We start from the raw sequence: 15,585 nt of genomic DNA, 5'->3' as shown, positions 1-15,585 counted from the left end.
ATGAGGGTCGCGACGCGGCCCCATGCACAGAGTTAAAAAGTTTGCGGGAATAGCTCAGCTGGTAGAGCACAACCTTGCCAAGGTTGGGGTCGCGAGTTCGAATCTCGTTTCCCGCTCCAAATCAAGACGGTATTGCTACCAGAGCGATACTGAGTATTAAAAAGTGTTTTGCGGGAATAGCTCAGCTGGTAGAGCACAACCTTGCCAAGGTTGGGGTCGCGAGTTCGAATCTCGTTTCCCGCTCCAAATTGAAGACATGGGTTACCAGACCGGTGTTTTAAGAAGTTAAAGTTGTAGTTGAAAAAAATGCGGGAATAGCTCAGCTGGTAGAGCACAACCTTGCCAAGGTTGGGGTCGCGAGTTCGAATCTCGTTTCCCGCTCCAAATCAAGACGGTATTGCTACCAGAGCGATATTGGGCACGAAGAAAGTTATTGCGGGAATAGCTCAGCTGGTAGAGCACAACCTTGCCAAGGTTGGGGTCGCGAGTTCGAATCTCGTTTCCCGCTCCAAATCAAGACGGTATTGCTACCATAGCGATATTGAGTGTTACAAAGTGTTTTGCGGGAATAGCTCAGCTGATAGAGCAAAGCCTTGCTGAAGTTGATGAGGGTCGCGACGCGGCCCCATGCACAGAGTTAAAGATTACTGCGGGAATAGCTCAGCTGGTAGAGCACAACCTTGCCAAGGTTGGGGTCGCGAGTTCGAATCTCGTTTCCCGCTCCAAATACAAAAAAACCGACCATCAGGTCGGTTTTTTTGTATTTGTCTCTCCATCAGGTGTTTATGCCAATCTGAATAAAGATCTGATCTTTCTCAAGTCCGAACTCAGAGGCAACACAGCCGGCTCTCACGACACGCCACTGGGCTAGCCATCTTTGCTGGGTAACAGCTGCGAATATTCACTGGATATTCGGTCCATTACCCAACAAAGATATACGGCAGAAGGCTGCCCCATGGGGGCTCGGAAATGCCATCCCTGGCATTTCATGGTCGTGGGAGCTCGTCTCTGTTGCCTCTTTCTGAACCCCGAGTTGCCTGCAGACAGTACCAACAGATGACTCTGCAGCATCGAGGAGGACAAAGGGATCTGCTCAGCCGACCATCCGCACCACGGATGGTGCGGCTGAGCCCCCAAGGATGGGTTCACGGCGAGTCGGCGGAGCGGGCCCTTTGGCCTACTTTTGCAAAGCAACCGAATAGAACAGTTATTTAATCAGTTTGGTATCAGCGTTCGGCCAAACCTACCGCTATACATTATCAGCGAGATCAGCGGGCGTGTTTGGGCATGCCCTTGTCTACCGCCCGGATCAGCCGTTCCGTCTTGCGATCCACCTGTGCCAGTTTTGCCTGCTGCCGGGCCAGCGCCCAGTCGATATGCTCCCGCACCACCTCATCTACTTCTTCCCGTTTCTGTTCCAGGGCGTCGACGATGGTCGGGCTTGCCGGGGCATTGCCCAACGCCACTGCGATATTGCGCAGCCAGCGTCGGTGACCGATGCGTCGAATGGGACTGCCTTCGGTCTGCTTGAGAAAATGGGCTTCGCTCCAGTCGAACAACGCCAGCAACTCGGGCGTATGCAAGTTATCCCGGGCGGTAAAGTCCGGCTCCCGGCTGGCATCGGCGAAGCGATTCCAGGGACAGATCAACTGACAGTCGTCACAACCGTAGATGCGATTGCCCATCAGCGGGCGAAGCTCTTCCGGAATGGGGCCGTCCAGCTCGATGGTGAGGTAGGAGATACAGCGGCGGGCATCCACCACGTAAGGGGCGACGATGGCACCGGTGGGGCAGGTGGTGATGCAGGCCACACATTTGCCGCAGCCTTCTTCCACCGGCTGGTCGACGGGCAGGGGCAGGTTGACCAGTAATTCGCCGAGAAAGAAAAAGGAGCCTTGCTGGCGATTGATCAGCAGAGAGTGCTTGCCGGTCCAGCCGAGGCCGGCCTTCGCCGCCAGTGGCCGCTCCAGCACCGGCGCCGAGTCGACGAAGGGGCGGGCGACCAATTCGCTTGCCCGCAGTTCGATTTTATCGGCCAGTTTCTTCAGTCGCTGACGCAGCACCTTGTGGTAATCCCGGCCCAGGGCATAGCGGCTGATGTAGCCCAGATCCGGGCTGCTCAGCACCCGGGCGATGGCCGCCTGCTCCGGCAGGTAGTTCATGCGCACCGATATGACTCTCAGGGTGCCGGGCAGCAGCTCGTGCGGGCGGGCACGCATCATGCCGTGGCGGGCCATGTAGTCCATTTCACCGTGATAGCCCTGGTCCAGCCAGTCGGCCAGCAGCGGCTCATGCTCGGTGAGATCGGTATCGGTAATACCTACCTGGTCAAAGCCTAGCTCTGCTGCCCAGAGCTTGATATCGTGAGCCAAAGTCTCAAAGTCGGGAGCGGTCATGGGCATTATCGGTCTGGAAAAGCCTCACAGTTTAACACAGTCACTGTGGACATCGGAGCAGATCCGGGTCGGAGAGCGGCAGGCAGCCGCCGCCTGTGGCATGGCGATGTTCGAGCTGATGACCCGGGCCGGGCTGGCGGTATTTGAACTGGCCCGCTCCCACTGGCCCCACGCCCGGCACTGGTGGGTGTTTACCGGCGGCGGCAATAACGGCGGTGACGGTTATGTGGTGGCCCGACTGGCCCGGGCGGCCGGCATTCGCGTGCAGCTGGTGCAGATGGGAGACGCCGAGCGTTTGAGCGGCGATGCGGCCACCGCCCGGGATCATTACCGGGCCGATGGCGGCGCCATCGAAAGCCTGAACGCGCTGCAGGACACGCCGGATCTGATCATCGATGGGCTGCTCGGTACCGGTCTCAGCGGTGAGGTAAGAGAGGACGCCCGTCGGCATATTCAGCTTATCAACCAGACCCCCGCTCCGGTGTTGGCGGTGGATGTGCCCTCCGGACTCTGTGCCGATACCGGCCGCATACTGGGGGCGGCGGTCGAGGCCGAGATGACGCTGTCTTTTATCGGCTTGAAACCCGGCTTGCTGACCGGGCGCGGGCCCGATGTTACCGGACAATTGCTGCTGGCAAGCCTGGGCATTCAGCCCCGGCTGCAACAGACACCGGTGGCCGGCCTGATGCAGTGGGAGCAGGTACGACGGCAATTGCCCCGGCGTCGTCGTGGTGCCCACAAGGGCGAGGCCGGCCGGCTGCTGGTGGCCGGCGGCAATATTGGTATGAACGGCGCCATTCGGCTGGCCGGTGAAGCCGCCTTGCGCTGTGCCACCGGATTGGTACGACTGCTCAGTCATCCGCAGCATGTTCATGTGCTGAATTTAACGCGCCCCGAGTTAATGACGGCGGCTTTTTCCGACGTTAATGACTGGGCATGGGCCGATGCACTGGTGCTGGGCCCGGGGCTGGGACGAGACGTCTGGGCGCAGCACCTGTTTGAGGCGGCGATCGAGGCCGGGGTTGCGGACGCACAGCCGATGGTCATTGATGCAGACGGGCTCTGGTGGCTGGCTCGTCGCCGCAACCGCTTGCCGCTCGCCGGCCCCCGGGTCCTGACGCCCCACCCGGGTGAGGCGGCGATGCTGCTGGGCTGCAAGACCGCCGACATCGAGGCCGACAGACTGGCGGCGGTGCGGGCCATTCAGCAACAATATGGTGGTGTGGTGGTATTGAAAGGCGCCGGCTCTTTGATAGCAGATGAGCACCATGTCAGATTATGTCATTATGGCAACCCCGGCATGGCGTCGGGCGGGATGGGCGATGTGTTATCTGGTATAATCGGCGCCTTTATGGCTCAGGGACTGACCCCCTTTAACGCGGCCTCGGTGGCGGTGTGTCTTCATGGCCTGGCCGGTGACAAGGCCGCCACCAATGGCGGTATGCTCGGATTGCTGGCATCGGATTTATTCTCTCCACTCAGAAGTCTTATCAATCAAGATGATCAACATGACAACTAACACGCTGACCCTGACGCTTGCCGATGAGCAAGAAACCCTGGCGTTGGGTAAAAAACTGGCGCAGTCCTTCAGTGAGGCGCTCATTATTTTTCTGCACGGTGAGCTGGGCGCGGGAAAAACCACCCTGAGCCGAGGCATCATTCAGGCCCTGGGGCATGAAGGAAAGGTGAAAAGCCCGACCTACACCCTGGTCGAGCCCTATCAGGTGGGAGGCTGGCAGGTCTATCACTTCGATCTTTACCGCCTGGCCGATCCGGAAGAGCTGGAATACATGGGAATTCGTGACTATTTTACTCCCGACAGCCTCTGTCTGGTGGAGTGGCCCCAACGAGGCGCCGGTATGCTGCCATCGGCCGATCTGGAAGTGACACTGCGCTATCAGGGTGAACAACGCCAGGCATTGATGGAAGCCCGCACCCCGGCTGGCGTGGCGTTACTGGAGAAAATAACAAGGTGAAGTCGATACTGGCATTTTTCTGTTTGTGGTTCAGCGTATCGGCCTGGGCAAACCAGCTGGAAAGCATCCGCATCTGGCCGTCGCCGGACAATACCCGCATCGTGCTCGACATGGGAACGGCGCCGGCCTACGAGTATTTTATGCTCAGCGGGCCTCATCGGCTGGTGGTGGATCTGAGTCAGACCCAGAGCCGGGTCAAATTTTCCGCCATCAACAACAACAGCGAGCTGATCACCAAAATACGCAACAGCAAGCCCCCGCTGGCCAGCAGTTACCGCCTGGTGTTCGAGCTGAAGTCCGGGGTCAAGCCGGTGGTCTTTCCGCTGGCGCCGGCCGGCGACTATGGCCACCGACTGGTGATTGACCTGCCTTATACCGATAAAAGCCGGGCGCCACAGTCGGTGCGCAAGATGATGCCGGTCGGGAAAAGAGAAATCGTCATTGCCATCGATCCGGGCCATGGCGGTGAGGATCCCGGGGCCATAGGGCCGAAGAAAAACCGGGAAAAACACATTACCCTCGCCATTTCCCGCCGGCTGGCCAACATCATCAACAAAGAGCCGGGCATGCGGGCGGTATTGACCCGCACCGGTGACTATTACGTCAACCTCAACCGGCGTTCCGAGATTGCCCGCAAGGCCAAGGCGGATCTGCTGCTTTCCATCCATGCGGACAGCGTGGCCAACAGTGGCCCACGCGGCGCCTCGGTCTGGGTGTTGTCATCCAACCGTGCCAATCGCGAAATGGCCGGCTGGCTGGAAAAGCAGGAACGGCAATCGGAACTGTTGGGCGGCGTGGGACAGGTGATCTCGCAGACCGACGGCAATCCTTATCTGACCCGCACCTTTCTCGACTTGTCGATGGACCGCTCCCGGGCCGACAGCTACGCCATCAGCGAGCATATATTGTCCGCCATGAGCAAGGTGGTGCGGCTGCACAAGCGCAAGCCGGAACATGCCAGCCTGGCGGTGCTGAAATCACCGGACATTCCTTCGCTGCTGATTGAAGCCGGCTTTATCTCCAACCCGCAGGAAGAGCGCTTGCTGCTCAGCGCATCACACCAGCAAAAGGTGGCCCAGGCGGTGCTGGCCGGGGTCAAGTCCTATTATCGACAAAACCCGGCCAGCGGCACCATGATGGCCAGCGAGCCGGCGGGCAAGGCGCGCCAGCACAAGGTACAAACCGGTGAAAGCCTGTCACTGATCGCCCAGCGTTACGGCATCAGCGTCAGCCGGTTGAAAGGACACAACAGCCTGCAGTCCGATGTGGTTCGTATCGGCCAGGTGCTGGATATTCCCGGGAGCTGATATGCCAATCCAGATACTGCCGGCCCGGCTGGCCAACCAGATTGCCGCCGGTGAAGTGGTGGAACGACCGGCTTCGGTGGTAAAAGAGCTGGTCGAAAACAGCCTGGATGCGGGGGCGACCCGTATCGAGATTGATATCGAGAAGGGCGGCGCCAAGCTGATCCGCATTCGCGACAACGGCTGCGGTATCGGCAAGGACGAACTGACTCTGGCCTTGTCGCGCCATGCTACCTCCAAGGTCAGTACCCTGGAGGATCTGGAGCAGATCCTGAGTCTGGGCTTTCGCGGCGAGGCCCTGGCCTCCATCAGCTCCGTATCGCGGCTGACACTGACCTCCAGAACGGCCGAGCAAAGCGAAGCCTGGCAGGCCATGGCAGAAGGGCGCGACATGGCGGTTAAACTGCAGCCGGCGTCGCACCCGCAGGGCACCACGCTGGAAGCGAGCGATCTGTTTTTCAATACCCCGGCGCGACGCAAGTTCATGCGGACCGAAAAAACCGAGTTCGGCCATATCGATGAGGTGATCCGTCGTATCGCCCTGAGTCGTTTCGACGTCGATCTGGTGCTGCGTCACAATGGCAAGCAGGTACGCCAGTACCGGGCCGGTCGACTGCCGTCTCAGCAGGACAAGCGGTTGGCGGCGGTATGTGGTCCGGCTTTCATGAACTCGGCGCTGAAGCTCGACAGCGAGCATCATGGCCTGCGGTTATGGGGCTGGCTGGCACCGCCGAGTGCGGCCCGGGCCCAGCCGGATGTGCAATATACCTATGTCAATGGCCGCATGATGCGGGACAAACTGCTCAATCATGCGGTGCGCCAGGCCTATGGCGATCGTCTGCCTGCAGAAGGGCATGCGGCCTTTGTGCTTTATCTGGCGCTGGATGCGCGAGAAGTGGACGTGAATGTGCATCCGGCCAAGCACGAGGTGCGTTTTCATCAGTCACGGCTGGTGCACGATTTTATCTGTCAGGTACTGCTGCAGGTGCTGGAGCAGCAACCGCAACCGGAACCGCCATTACGGGTCAATACCGACACCGGCGAACTGGAACAACCGCTCGAGACAACGGCATCGGCAGCTGACCGTTCGGCCACGCGGCGCGAGTCGATCAGCTATCAGGCGCCCCGTCATGGCTATGGCGGTGGCCTGTCTGCACGCGAGTCTCGCCCGAGTGCGGTCAGCCGCGGTGAATGGCAGGGCATCGATGGTCTGTTGACCACCGTTGCTGCCGAACAGAATACGGCCGGGCAGAAGACGGCTTCATCACCGTTACCGACACCGTATCCAGTGTCATCCACGCACGATACCGCCGTGCCGCCGGCAGAATCCATATCGGGTCAACCCCTGTTGCTGATCAAGGAGCGAGGGTTGGTGGTGCTGTATCGGCAAGGCCTCTGGCTCTGTGATCTCGACCGGGCCCGGGCCTATGCCGATGGCCTGGCCTTGCTCGAGGTCTGGCAGCAGGGGCTGACCCCGCAGCCGCTGTTGCTGCCCATCCGACTTGCCCTCGATGTGAAGCAGCAAGCGGCACTGGAGCGGCATCAGCCACAGCTGCAAAAGTTGGGGCTGGAGTTGAAAACCGCAGCCGGCGACACCATTATTCTGACCCGGGTACCGCAGCCGCTGCGCCATGCGGATCTGGCCCGTTTGTTTCCCGAATTGCTGGCGCGGCTGGAGCGGGAGACGGATGCCGAGCCGGCGGCCCTGTGTCAGTGGCTGGCGGCCCAGGGCAGATCGGCTCGGCAACGCTGGACCATGGCCGAGGCGATAGCCTTGTGGCAACAGCTGCAGCCGGACATGCCGGATGAACCGCCGTTTCTGCAGCCGGTGGCGATAGAGCAACAACTAGACAGGTGGATAAATGGGGACTGAACCCCTTGCAATATTTTTGATGGGGCCCACGGCCTCGGGCAAGACCAGCCTGGCGATGGAGCTGTGCCGGGAGCTGCCCTGCGAGCTGATCAGCGTCGACTCGGCGCTGGTGTATCGGGGCATGGATATCGGCACTGCCAAGCCGACGGCCGACGAGCTGGCCGTCACTCCCCATCGGCTGATTGATTTGCTGGATCCCAAAGAGGCCTATTCGGCCGCCGATTTTCGGCGTGATGCCCTGGCGGCGATGGCCGAGATTTCGGCGGCCGGTCGCATTCCGCTGCTGGTGGGCGGCACCATGCTCTATTTCAAGGCGTTACTGGAAGGGCTCTCGCCCTTGCCCGGTGCCGATGCCGCAGTAAGAGCTCAAATTGAATCCGAAGCTCGGCAACATGGCTGGAGCCAGCTGCACGAACAGCTGGCCGATATAGACCCGGTGGCGGCGGCGCGAATCCATCCCAACGATCCGCAGCGGCTGTCCCGGGCGCTGGAGGTTTTTCGTATTTCCGGTAAAACGCTCACAGAATTAACGCAGAGCAAGGGTGATCCCTTGCCTTACAAAGTGTTACAGTTTGCGATTGCACCCAGCGAGCGGGCCGAGCTGCATCGACGTATTGCCGAGCGTTTTCGGCTGATGCTGTCTCAGGGTTTCGAACAGGAAGTTCGAACGCTTTATGAGCGAGGTGATTTGCATCCCGATCTGCCGTCTATTCGTTGTGTCGGCTATCGACAGATGTGGGATTACCTGAATGGGGTTGTCGGCTATGATGAAATGGTGGAACGCGGTATTGCCGCTACCCGCCAGCTGGCCAAACGGCAGTTGACCTGGCTCAGGGGATGGCCGGATCTGCAATGGCTGGGCACCGATAATAAAGAGGTCAGTCGTGACGTGATTGCACAGGTCAGACAGGCCCAACACGAAAGACAACAATAACAATTTTCATAATGACAAAAGATAAGGACAACAAGATGGCTAAGGGACAATCTTTGCAGGACCCGTTTCTGAATGCGCTGCGACGAGAGCGGGTCCCGGTCTCTATTTATCTGGTGAATGGCATCAAGTTGCAGGGACAGGTAGAGTCATTCGACCAATTCGTTATTCTGCTTAAAAATACCGTCAGTCAGATGGTGTACAAGCATGCCATTTCCACCGTGGTACCCGCCCGGCCGGTGCATTTAGTGACACCGCCCACCGGTGGAGCAGAACCCGCAGAACCGGAACAGGATCCTTCTTGAGCTTGATTTACCATTCTTTGCCGCCTTATTGCGGCCTGATGCCGTGCGAAGGTTCCGAAAGACGGAGGACTGGCCTTGTTTGAACGTTATCAAGGTGGTGAGTCCGCCATTCTGGTTCACGTCAATTTCGCCGACGACAGCGAACGGGAAGATCTCGAAGAGCTGGAGCTACTGAGCGACTCTGCCGGCGTCACCATCTGCGCGGTGCTGACGGGGAGCCGGAGTTCGCCGCAACCCAAATTCTTTATCGGCACCGGCAAGGTAGACGAGCTGGCGGCATTGGTGCAGATGCATCAGGCCGATGTGGTGATCTTCAACCACAGCCTGAGCCCGGCCCAGGAGCGTAACCTGGAGCGGGAGGTGAAGTGTCGGGTGCTGGATCGTACCGGCCTTATTCTGGATATCTTCGCTCAGCGCGCCCGTACCCATGAAGGCAAACTGCAGGTCGAACTGGCCCAGTTGCGCCATCTGTCGACCCGTCTGGTTCGGGGCTGGACTCACCTTGAACGCCAAAAAGGCGGTATCGGTCTGCGTGGCCCGGGGGAAACCCAGCTGGAAACGGATCGTCGTTTGCTGCGTGATCGCATCAAATATATTCAGAAGCGGTTGGAAAAAGTCTCGCGTCAGCGTGAGCAGGGCCGGCGAGCGCGCAAGCGCAACGAGATTCCGACCCTGTCGCTGGTCGGCTATACCAACGCCGGCAAGTCGACCCTGTTCAATCGCATCACCCAGGCCGGTGTCTATGCGGCCGATCAGCTGTTCGCCACCCTGGATCCGACCCTGCGCAAGGTTGAACTGCCCGATGCCGGGCCGGTGATCCTGGCCGATACCGTCGGCTTTATTCGCCATCTGCCCCACGATCTTATCGCCGCTTTCAAGGCCACGCTGCAGGAAACCCGCGATGCGGATCTTTTGCTGCATGTGGTGGACTGCGCCGATGAGCAGATGCGAGAAAATATCGACGAAGTCGATTCGGTGCTCGAGCAGATTGATGCCGACGAAGTACCGGTGTTGATGGTATTCAACAAGATAGACAAGCTGGAGCAGCCCAGTAGCCGGGTCGAGCTGAATGAAGAGGGCAAGCCCCGTGCCGTCTGGCTGTCGGCGCAGGAAGATCTGGGCATCGAGGGGCTGCTGGAGGCGCTCAATCAATTGCTGGCGGGGGTGCTGGTTGAACATCGGCTGATTCTGCCGCCATCGGCGTCCAGGCTGCGCAGTCGACTGTACGCCATGAACGGAATCGTGAATGAAGCGTTTGGGGAGCAGGGAGAGTTTGTGGTTGATATCCGGTTGCAGCAGGCCGATTGGCATCGTCTGCTTAAACAGGAAGGTGAACAGCTAGCACGCTTTATAAGCGATTGATTGCTTGGTAAAGTTACTTTTATAAACCAGACAGACGGAGAGACAAATGGCTTGGAATGAGCCTGGAAATGGTGGCAAAGACCGTGATCCCTGGGGAAATAACGGCAAGCAACAAGGTGGCCCGCCGGATCTGGATCAGGTTATTCGTAACCTGAGTAGTAAATTAGGTGGCTTGCTGGGCCGTCGCGGCTCCGGCGGCGGTGGTGGTGGCATTGGCTCCTTCGGCATTGTGGTGGGGCTGGTGCTCGCGCTGGTGGTCTGGGTGGTCAGTGGTTTCTATACCATCGGCGAAGCCCAGCGTGGCGTGGTGCTGCGATTTGGTAACTACTACCAAAGCGTGGAGCCGGGCCTGAGCTGGAAGGCGACCTTTATCGATCGAGTGTTTCCGGTTGATGTGGAAACCGTACGCTCGCTACCGGCATCCGGTTTTATGCTGACCAAGGATGAAAACCTGGTCCGCGTCGAAATGGATGTTCAGTATCGTGTGCTTGAGCCTCGTGACTACCTGTTTAACGTAACCAATGCCGACGACAGCCTGCGACAGGCACTCGACAGTGCGCTGCGCTATGTGGTGGGTCATAGCACCATGGACGATGTACTGACGGTGGGTCGTGAGCGAGTGCGTCAGGAAACGCGTGAGTTGCTTGAGCAGATCATCGAACCTTACCAGCTGGGTCTGGCGGTGCTGGATCTCAACTTCCTGCCGGCGCGTCCGCCGGAAGAAGTGAAAGATGCCTTCGATGATGCCATTGCGGCGCAGGAAGACGAACAGCGCTTTATTCGTGAAGCCGAAGCCTATGCCCGAGAAATCGAGCCCAAGGCCCGGGGTCAGGTACAGCGCCTGCTGCAGGAAGCCGAAGCTTACAAAGAACAGGTTTCACTGCGTGCAGAAGGTGAAGTGGCTCGTTTCCGTGAACTGCTGCCTCAGTATCGGCAGCAGCCCGAGTTGACCCGTGACCGTATCTATCTGGAAACCATGGAAGAGATCTACAGCAAGGTCAACAAGGTGATCGTGGATACGCCGGAAGGCAATAACAGCCTGCTTTATCTGCCGCTGGACAAACTGGCCGAGCAGAATGCCAACCGTCCTGCCCGGGTTGATCCCAATGTCATCACGTCGGATTATATTAACGGCTTACAAAAGCAAGCCGGTTCGGACAGCGGACAGCTCAGATCCGGCTCCGATAGCGGTTCCATTCGTCCAACAGGGAGAAACTAAGCGATGAAAAGAGTATTAATCGTGGTTCTTGCCCTGATTGTCATTGTGCTCTACTCCTCGGTATTTGTGGTGGTAGAAGGCGAGCGGGGCATAGTGCTGCAATTCGGCAAGGTGAAGCGGGAGCAAGGCTCCGATCTGCCCACCGTCTATGAGCCGGGTCTGCACTTCAAGGTGCCGATGATCGATCAGGTACGCAAGCTGGATGCGCGCATTCAAACCCTGGACGATCAGGTGGATCGCTTCGTGACCTCGGAGAAGAAAGACTTGATCATCGACTCCTACGTCAAGTGGCGCATCGATAACTTTGCCAACTACTATCTGGCGACCGGCGGCGGTAATCGTTTGCAGGCCGAAAGCCTGCTGCGTCGGCGGATCAACAACAGCCTGCGTTCCGAGATCGGTAGCCGCACCATTCGCGACATCGTGTCCGGTGAGCGGGGCGACGTGATGGAAAGTGCGCTGCGTGGCTTGCTGGAGTCGTCTTCCGAGCTGGGGATCAAGGTGCTGGATGTGCGGATCAAGCAGATCAACCTGCCGACCGAAGTATCCAATTCCATCTATCAGCGCATGAGAGCCGAGCGTACCGCGGTGGCCCGAGAGCACAGATCCGAAGGCCGTGAGCAGGCCGAGATCATCAAGGCCGAAGCGGATCGACTGGTGACGGTGATGATCGCCGAAGCTCAGCGTAACTCCCGTACCCTGCGAGGTCAGGGAGATGCACTGGCTGCGAACATCTATTCTGATGCCTACTCGGCGGATCCGGAATTTTTCAGCTTTATCCGCAGCCTCGAAGCCTATCGCAAGAGCTTCGAGCAGGGGGGGGACATGATGATCCTCAAGCCGGAGGGCGATTTCTTCCGCTACCTAAAAAATCCTTCGGGACAACCGCAGTAAAAAAAGCCCGGGAAACCGGGCTTTTTTCTGCCTGACATATTCCCTAAAGCCGGGTTTATCATGTTCCGACCTTGGTCAAAATTTGATAGACTCCATTTTTAATAACTTAACAGTTAGTGAAAGGAAAAATGGGACAAAACGTTGTTGTACTTGGCACCCAATGGGGTGACGAAGGCAAGGGCAAGGTCGTAGACCTCCTTACCGACAAGGCCCGTTATGTTGTGCGCTATCAAGGCGGACACAATGCCGGTCATACTCTGGTCATCGATGGTAAAAAAACCGTTCTCCATCTTATCCCATCAGGCATTCTGCGTGACAACTGTACCTGCATCATTGCCAATGGTGTGGTGTTGTCACCGGAAGCGCTGCTGAAGGAAATGGCCGGTCTGGAAGCCAGCGGTGTACCGGTGCGCGAGCGCCTGGTGCTGAGCGAAGCGTGCCCGTTGATCCTTCAGTATCATGTGGCGATGGATGTGGCCCGGGAAGAAGCCCGTGGCGCCAAGGCCATCGGCACCACAGGTCGCGGCATTGGCCCGGCCTATGAAGACAAGGTTGCCCGTCGCGGTTTGCGCGTTGGCGATTTGTCCAACATGGACGCCTTTGCCGTTAAGCTGAAAGAAATTGTTGAATACTACAACTTCCAGCTCACCGGTTTTTATGGTGCTGAAGCTGTCTCTTATGAGGACGTGCTGGAGCAGGCCAAGGGCTATGCCGAGCTGCTGACCAGCATGGTGGTGGACGTAACCGACGTGCTGGACAAGGCTCGTATCAAGGGCGACAAGATCATGTTCGAAGGTGCCCAGGGCACGCTGCTGGACATCGACCACGGTACCTATCCCTACGTGACTTCCTCCAACACCACCGCCGGTGGCGTGGCCACCGGCTCCGGCTTTGGTCCCTGCTATCTGGACTATGTGCTGGGTATCATCAAGGCCTATACCACGCGTGTTGGCTCCGGTCCTTTCCCTACCGAGCTTTATGACGGTCAAGAGAAGCTGGATGCAGACGGTAAACACCTGGGTACTGTGGGCCATGAATTTGGTGCGACTACCGGTCGTTTGCGTCGTACCGGCTGGTTGGATATCGTGGCCATGAAGCGCGCCATTCAGGTGAACTCCATTTCCGGTTTCTGTCTGACCAAGCTGGACGTACTGGACGGTCTTGAAGAGATCAAGATTTGTGTGGGCTATAAAATGCCCGACGGTTCGGTCAAGGATGTGCCACCGATGGCCGCCGAAGACTACGAAACCGTGACGCCGGTCTACGAGACTATGCCCGGCTGGAGCGAGAAGACGTTTGGTGTTGTTACCGTTGAAGGCCTGCCTCAGGCGGCCCGTAACTATATCAAGCGTATTGAAACACTGACCGGTGTGCCGATAGATATTATTTCTACCGGTCCGGATCGTGATGAGACCATGATTCTGCGTCACCCCTTCGACGCTTGATCGTAACGCTCAGCGCTTATGAAAAACGCCAGCCTCAAGGGGCTGGCGTTTTCACGTCCTCACCCCTCACATTTCTTATCTGCTGCGCTCTACCGCCATATGGGCCAGAGCAACCAGGGCCGACTTGTGCTCTGAGTCGGGCAGTATGTTCAGGCTGTCGATGGCTTTCTGGGCCTCATCCTGAGCCCGTTGCTGGCTGTATTCCAGCGCCTTGGTATCGGCCAGAATGGCCATGATCTCCTCGAGGTGCTCCATGCCGGTGCGGTTGGCGATGGCGTCACGGATACGCTCGCGTTGGGCATGGTTACCCACGGCCATGGCGCGAAGCAGCGGCAGCGTCGGCTTGCCTTCGGCCAGATCGTCACCCACGTTCTTGCCCATGTCGTGGCTATCCGAGCTGTAGTCCATGATGTCGTCCACCAGCTGGAAGGCGGTACCCAGGTATTTACCGTAGTCGAGCATGGCCTGCTCGATCTCGGGCGGCTGATGGGTGAGTACGGCGGCCAGCCGGGTAGCGGCCTCGAACAGCTTGGCGGTCTTGCAGTAAATCACCTGCATGTAGCTGTCTTCGGTGGTATCCGGGTCGTTGCAGTTCATCAACTGCAGCACTTCGCCTTCGGCGATGATATTGGTGGCGTCGCTCAGGATATTCATGATTTTCATGTTATCCAGCTCGGTCATCATCTGAAAGGCGCGGGTATAGAGAAAATCACCGACCAGCACGCTGGCGGCATTGCCAAACAGCGCATTGGCGGTATCCCGGCCTCGACGCAGATCCGACTCGTCCACCACATCGTCATGCAACAGGGTGGCGGTATGAATGAATTCGATGATGGCCGCGAGGGTAATATGGGCCTTGCCCTCATAGCCCAGGGCGCGGGCCGCCAGCACGGTAAGTTGGGGCCGCATACGCTTGCCGCCGGCACCGACGATATAGAAGCCAAGTTGGTTGATCAGGGCCACATCCGATTGCAGGCGTGACATGATCAGTGTGTTGACCGATTGCATATCCAGCTCGGTCAGTTGTTTTATCTTGTTGATATCTACCATAAAGTTATAAGCCGGACGATGCAGTCTGAAGTCATTGATGTTGGGATTTTACACTATTTGTCAAAGGGATAAAGCCACCCCGCCGGGCTTTGGGATTAAAGCCGGCGCGACCGATTTTTTTATGGTTGCGGACTTGTCTCGGCATATCAATCTGCGTACAATACGCGACCATTGTAGAACAGTTTTAGTGCACGACCCGAAGAGGGTAAAAGTGCCAAAAATCGGAGTTATAATCATGTACGCGGTAATCCAAAGCGGCGGAAAACAGCACCGTGTAGCCGAAGGTCAGGTCATTCGTCTGGAAAAGCTGGACGTTGAAACTGGCGCATCTGTCGAATTCGACAAGGTGCTGATGGTTGCTCAAGGTGAAGACGTTAAAGTTGGTGTTCCTTACATCGACGGTAGCAAAGTGGTTGCAGAAGTCGTAGCTCACGGTCGTGGCAAAAAAGTCAAGATCGTCAAGTTCCGTCGTCGTAAGCACTCTCGCAAACAGCAGGGTCATCGTCAGTGGTTCACTGAAGTTAAGATCACTGGTATCAGCGCCTAAGAGGGGAGTTAAGTTCCATGGCACATAAAAAAGCAGGCGGCTCAACTCGTAACGGTCGCGATTCAGAAAGCAAACGTCTTGGCGTCAAGCGTTTTGGTGGTGAAAATGTCCTGGCGGGCAACATCATCGTTCGTCAGCGCGGAACCAAGTTCCACGCCGGCGACAACGTAGGTCTGGGTAAAGATCACACTCTGTTCGCCAAAGCCGACGGCAAGGTGAAGTTTGAGATTAAAGGTCCCAAGAACCGCAAGTTCGTTAGCATTGTAGCTGAGTAAGCTGCAAG

General features: G+C 57.8%; 14 protein-coding genes and 5 tRNA genes. 17 read left to right on the top strand and 2 right to left on the bottom strand.

All coding sequences use genetic code 11. The features are described from left to right. The first annotated feature begins 43 nt into the window (after nt 1-43). The 5 genes from ABD827_RS15605 (at nt 44) to ABD827_RS15585 (ending at nt 725) form a co-directional block, all read left to right on the top strand. Nucleotides 44-119, top strand: a tRNA-Gly gene (locus ABD827_RS15605). 51 nt (nt 120-170) lie between these two features. Continuing rightward, nucleotides 171-246 (top strand) — tRNA-Gly (locus ABD827_RS15600). 62 nt (nt 247-308) lie between these two features. Next, nucleotides 309-384, top strand: a tRNA-Gly gene (locus tag ABD827_RS15595). Nucleotides 385-435: 51 nt separating this feature from the next. Further along, a tRNA-Gly gene (locus ABD827_RS15590) sits at nt 436-511 on the top strand. 138 nt (nt 512-649) lie between these two features. Then, nucleotides 650-725, top strand: a tRNA-Gly gene (locus ABD827_RS15585). A 543-nt stretch (nt 726-1,268) separates the two neighbouring features. Here ABD827_RS15585 and queG read toward each other — a convergent pair. Then, nucleotides 1,269-2,396 carry a tRNA epoxyqueuosine(34) reductase QueG gene (queG, locus tag ABD827_RS15580; RefSeq protein ID WP_344965595.1) on the bottom strand — a complete coding sequence of 376 codons (1,128 nt, stop codon included), beginning with the start codon at nt 2,394-2,396 and terminating at the stop codon, nt 1,269-1,271. Between queG and ABD827_RS15575 the strand changes: the two genes are divergently transcribed. The 10 genes from ABD827_RS15575 (at nt 2,395) to ABD827_RS15530 (ending at nt 13,705) form a co-directional block, all read left to right on the top strand. Beyond that, nucleotides 2,395-3,915: an NAD(P)H-hydrate dehydratase gene (locus tag ABD827_RS15575; protein ID WP_344965594.1), complete on the top strand. Its 1,521-nt coding sequence runs from the start codon at nt 2,395-2,397 to the stop codon at nt 3,913-3,915. The genes queG and ABD827_RS15575 overlap by 2 nt on opposite strands. Continuing rightward, nucleotides 3,905-4,372: a tRNA (adenosine(37)-N6)-threonylcarbamoyltransferase complex ATPase subunit type 1 TsaE gene (gene tsaE, locus ABD827_RS15570; protein ID WP_344965593.1), complete on the top strand. Its 468-nt coding sequence runs from the start codon at nt 3,905-3,907 to the stop codon at nt 4,370-4,372. Before ABD827_RS15575 ends, tsaE begins: the two co-directional genes overlap by 11 nt. Continuing rightward, on the top strand, nt 4,369-5,679 hold the full coding sequence (locus tag ABD827_RS15565) for an N-acetylmuramoyl-L-alanine amidase (protein WP_298723320.1): 1,311 nt from the start codon (nt 4,369-4,371) through the stop codon (nt 5,677-5,679). Before tsaE ends, ABD827_RS15565 begins: the two co-directional genes overlap by 4 nt. Nucleotide 5,680: 1 nt before the next feature. Beyond that, nucleotides 5,681-7,549: a DNA mismatch repair endonuclease MutL gene (gene mutL / locus ABD827_RS15560; RefSeq protein ID WP_344965592.1), complete on the top strand. Its 1,869-nt coding sequence runs from the start codon at nt 5,681-5,683 to the stop codon at nt 7,547-7,549. Next, nucleotides 7,539-8,483, top strand: coding sequence for a tRNA (adenosine(37)-N6)-dimethylallyltransferase MiaA (gene miaA / locus ABD827_RS15555; protein ID WP_344965591.1), 945 nt, complete (start codon nt 7,539-7,541; stop codon nt 8,481-8,483). The genes mutL and miaA overlap by 11 nt, the downstream gene beginning before the upstream one ends. A 35-nt stretch (nt 8,484-8,518) precedes the next feature. Beyond that, on the top strand, nt 8,519-8,785 hold the full coding sequence (gene hfq / locus ABD827_RS15550; protein ID WP_298723311.1) for an RNA chaperone Hfq: 267 nt from the start codon (nt 8,519-8,521) through the stop codon (nt 8,783-8,785). Nucleotides 8,786-8,860: 75 nt separating this feature from the next. Next, nucleotides 8,861-10,147, top strand: coding sequence for a ribosome rescue GTPase HflX (gene hflX / locus ABD827_RS15545; RefSeq protein WP_344965589.1), 1,287 nt, complete (start codon nt 8,861-8,863; stop codon nt 10,145-10,147). Between the two features lie 46 nt (nt 10,148-10,193). After that, nucleotides 10,194-11,366 carry an FtsH protease activity modulator HflK gene (hflK, locus tag ABD827_RS15540; protein WP_344965588.1) on the top strand — a complete coding sequence of 391 codons (1,173 nt, stop codon included), beginning with the start codon at nt 10,194-10,196 and terminating at the stop codon, nt 11,364-11,366. A gap of 3 nt (nt 11,367-11,369) precedes the next feature. Continuing rightward, nucleotides 11,370-12,260, top strand: coding sequence for a protease modulator HflC (hflC, locus tag ABD827_RS15535; protein ID WP_344965587.1), 891 nt, complete (start codon nt 11,370-11,372; stop codon nt 12,258-12,260). Between the two features lie 128 nt (nt 12,261-12,388). Continuing rightward, the gene (locus ABD827_RS15530; protein WP_344965586.1) at nt 12,389-13,705 is read left to right on the top strand and encodes an adenylosuccinate synthase; all 1,317 of its coding nucleotides are present in this window, start codon (nt 12,389-12,391) and stop codon (nt 13,703-13,705) included. Nucleotides 13,706-13,780: 75 nt separating this feature from the next. Here ABD827_RS15530 and ispB read toward each other — a convergent pair whose 3' ends face one another. Continuing rightward, the gene (gene ispB, locus ABD827_RS15525; protein WP_344965585.1) at nt 13,781-14,755 is read right to left on the bottom strand and encodes an octaprenyl diphosphate synthase; all 975 of its coding nucleotides are present in this window, start codon (nt 14,753-14,755) and stop codon (nt 13,781-13,783) included. Nucleotides 14,756-14,990: 235 nt separating this feature from the next. On the opposite strand from ispB, the gene rplU reads away from it, so the two are divergent. Beyond that, nucleotides 14,991-15,302 carry a 50S ribosomal protein L21 gene (gene rplU / locus ABD827_RS15520; RefSeq protein ID WP_188630616.1) on the top strand — a complete coding sequence of 104 codons (312 nt, stop codon included), beginning with the start codon at nt 14,991-14,993 and terminating at the stop codon, nt 15,300-15,302. Between the two features lie 17 nt (nt 15,303-15,319). Continuing rightward, nucleotides 15,320-15,577, top strand: coding sequence for a 50S ribosomal protein L27 (rpmA, locus tag ABD827_RS15515; protein ID WP_104487426.1), 258 nt, complete (start codon nt 15,320-15,322; stop codon nt 15,575-15,577). Nucleotides 15,578-15,585 lie beyond the last annotated feature (8 nt).

This window comes from Oceanisphaera sediminis (genome assembly GCF_039539745.1).
Classification (GTDB): Bacteria; Pseudomonadota; Gammaproteobacteria; order Enterobacterales; family Aeromonadaceae; genus Oceanimonas; species Oceanimonas sediminis.
This window is presented reverse-complemented; position numbering and strand designations above follow the sequence as displayed.

Bases quoted from the DNA above. Each gene is read 5' to 3' on its own strand.
- ABD827_RS15575 (WP_344965594.1), top strand. From the start codon at position 2,395: ATGGGCATTATCGGTCTGGAAAAGCCTCACAGTTTAACACAGTCACTG.
- queG (WP_344965595.1), bottom strand. From the start codon at position 2,396: ATGACCGCTCCCGACTTTGAGACTTTGGCTCACGATATCAAGCTCTGG.
- tsaE (WP_344965593.1), top strand. From the start codon at position 3,905: ATGACAACTAACACGCTGACCCTGACGCTTGCCGATGAGCAAGAAACC.
- mutL (WP_344965592.1), top strand. From the start codon at position 5,681: ATGCCAATCCAGATACTGCCGGCCCGGCTGGCCAACCAGATTGCCGCC.
- miaA (WP_344965591.1), top strand. From the start codon at position 7,539: ATGGGGACTGAACCCCTTGCAATATTTTTGATGGGGCCCACGGCCTCG.
- hfq (WP_298723311.1), top strand. From the start codon at position 8,519: ATGGCTAAGGGACAATCTTTGCAGGACCCGTTTCTGAATGCGCTGCGA.
- hflK (WP_344965588.1), top strand. From the start codon at position 10,194: ATGGCTTGGAATGAGCCTGGAAATGGTGGCAAAGACCGTGATCCCTGG.
- hflC (WP_344965587.1), top strand. From the start codon at position 11,370: ATGAAAAGAGTATTAATCGTGGTTCTTGCCCTGATTGTCATTGTGCTC.
- ABD827_RS15530 (WP_344965586.1), top strand. From the start codon at position 12,389: ATGGGACAAAACGTTGTTGTACTTGGCACCCAATGGGGTGACGAAGGC.
- ispB (WP_344965585.1), bottom strand. From the start codon at position 14,755: ATGGTAGATATCAACAAGATAAAACAACTGACCGAGCTGGATATGCAA.
- rplU (WP_188630616.1), top strand. From the start codon at position 14,991: ATGTACGCGGTAATCCAAAGCGGCGGAAAACAGCACCGTGTAGCCGAA.
- rpmA (WP_104487426.1), top strand. From the start codon at position 15,320: ATGGCACATAAAAAAGCAGGCGGCTCAACTCGTAACGGTCGCGATTCA.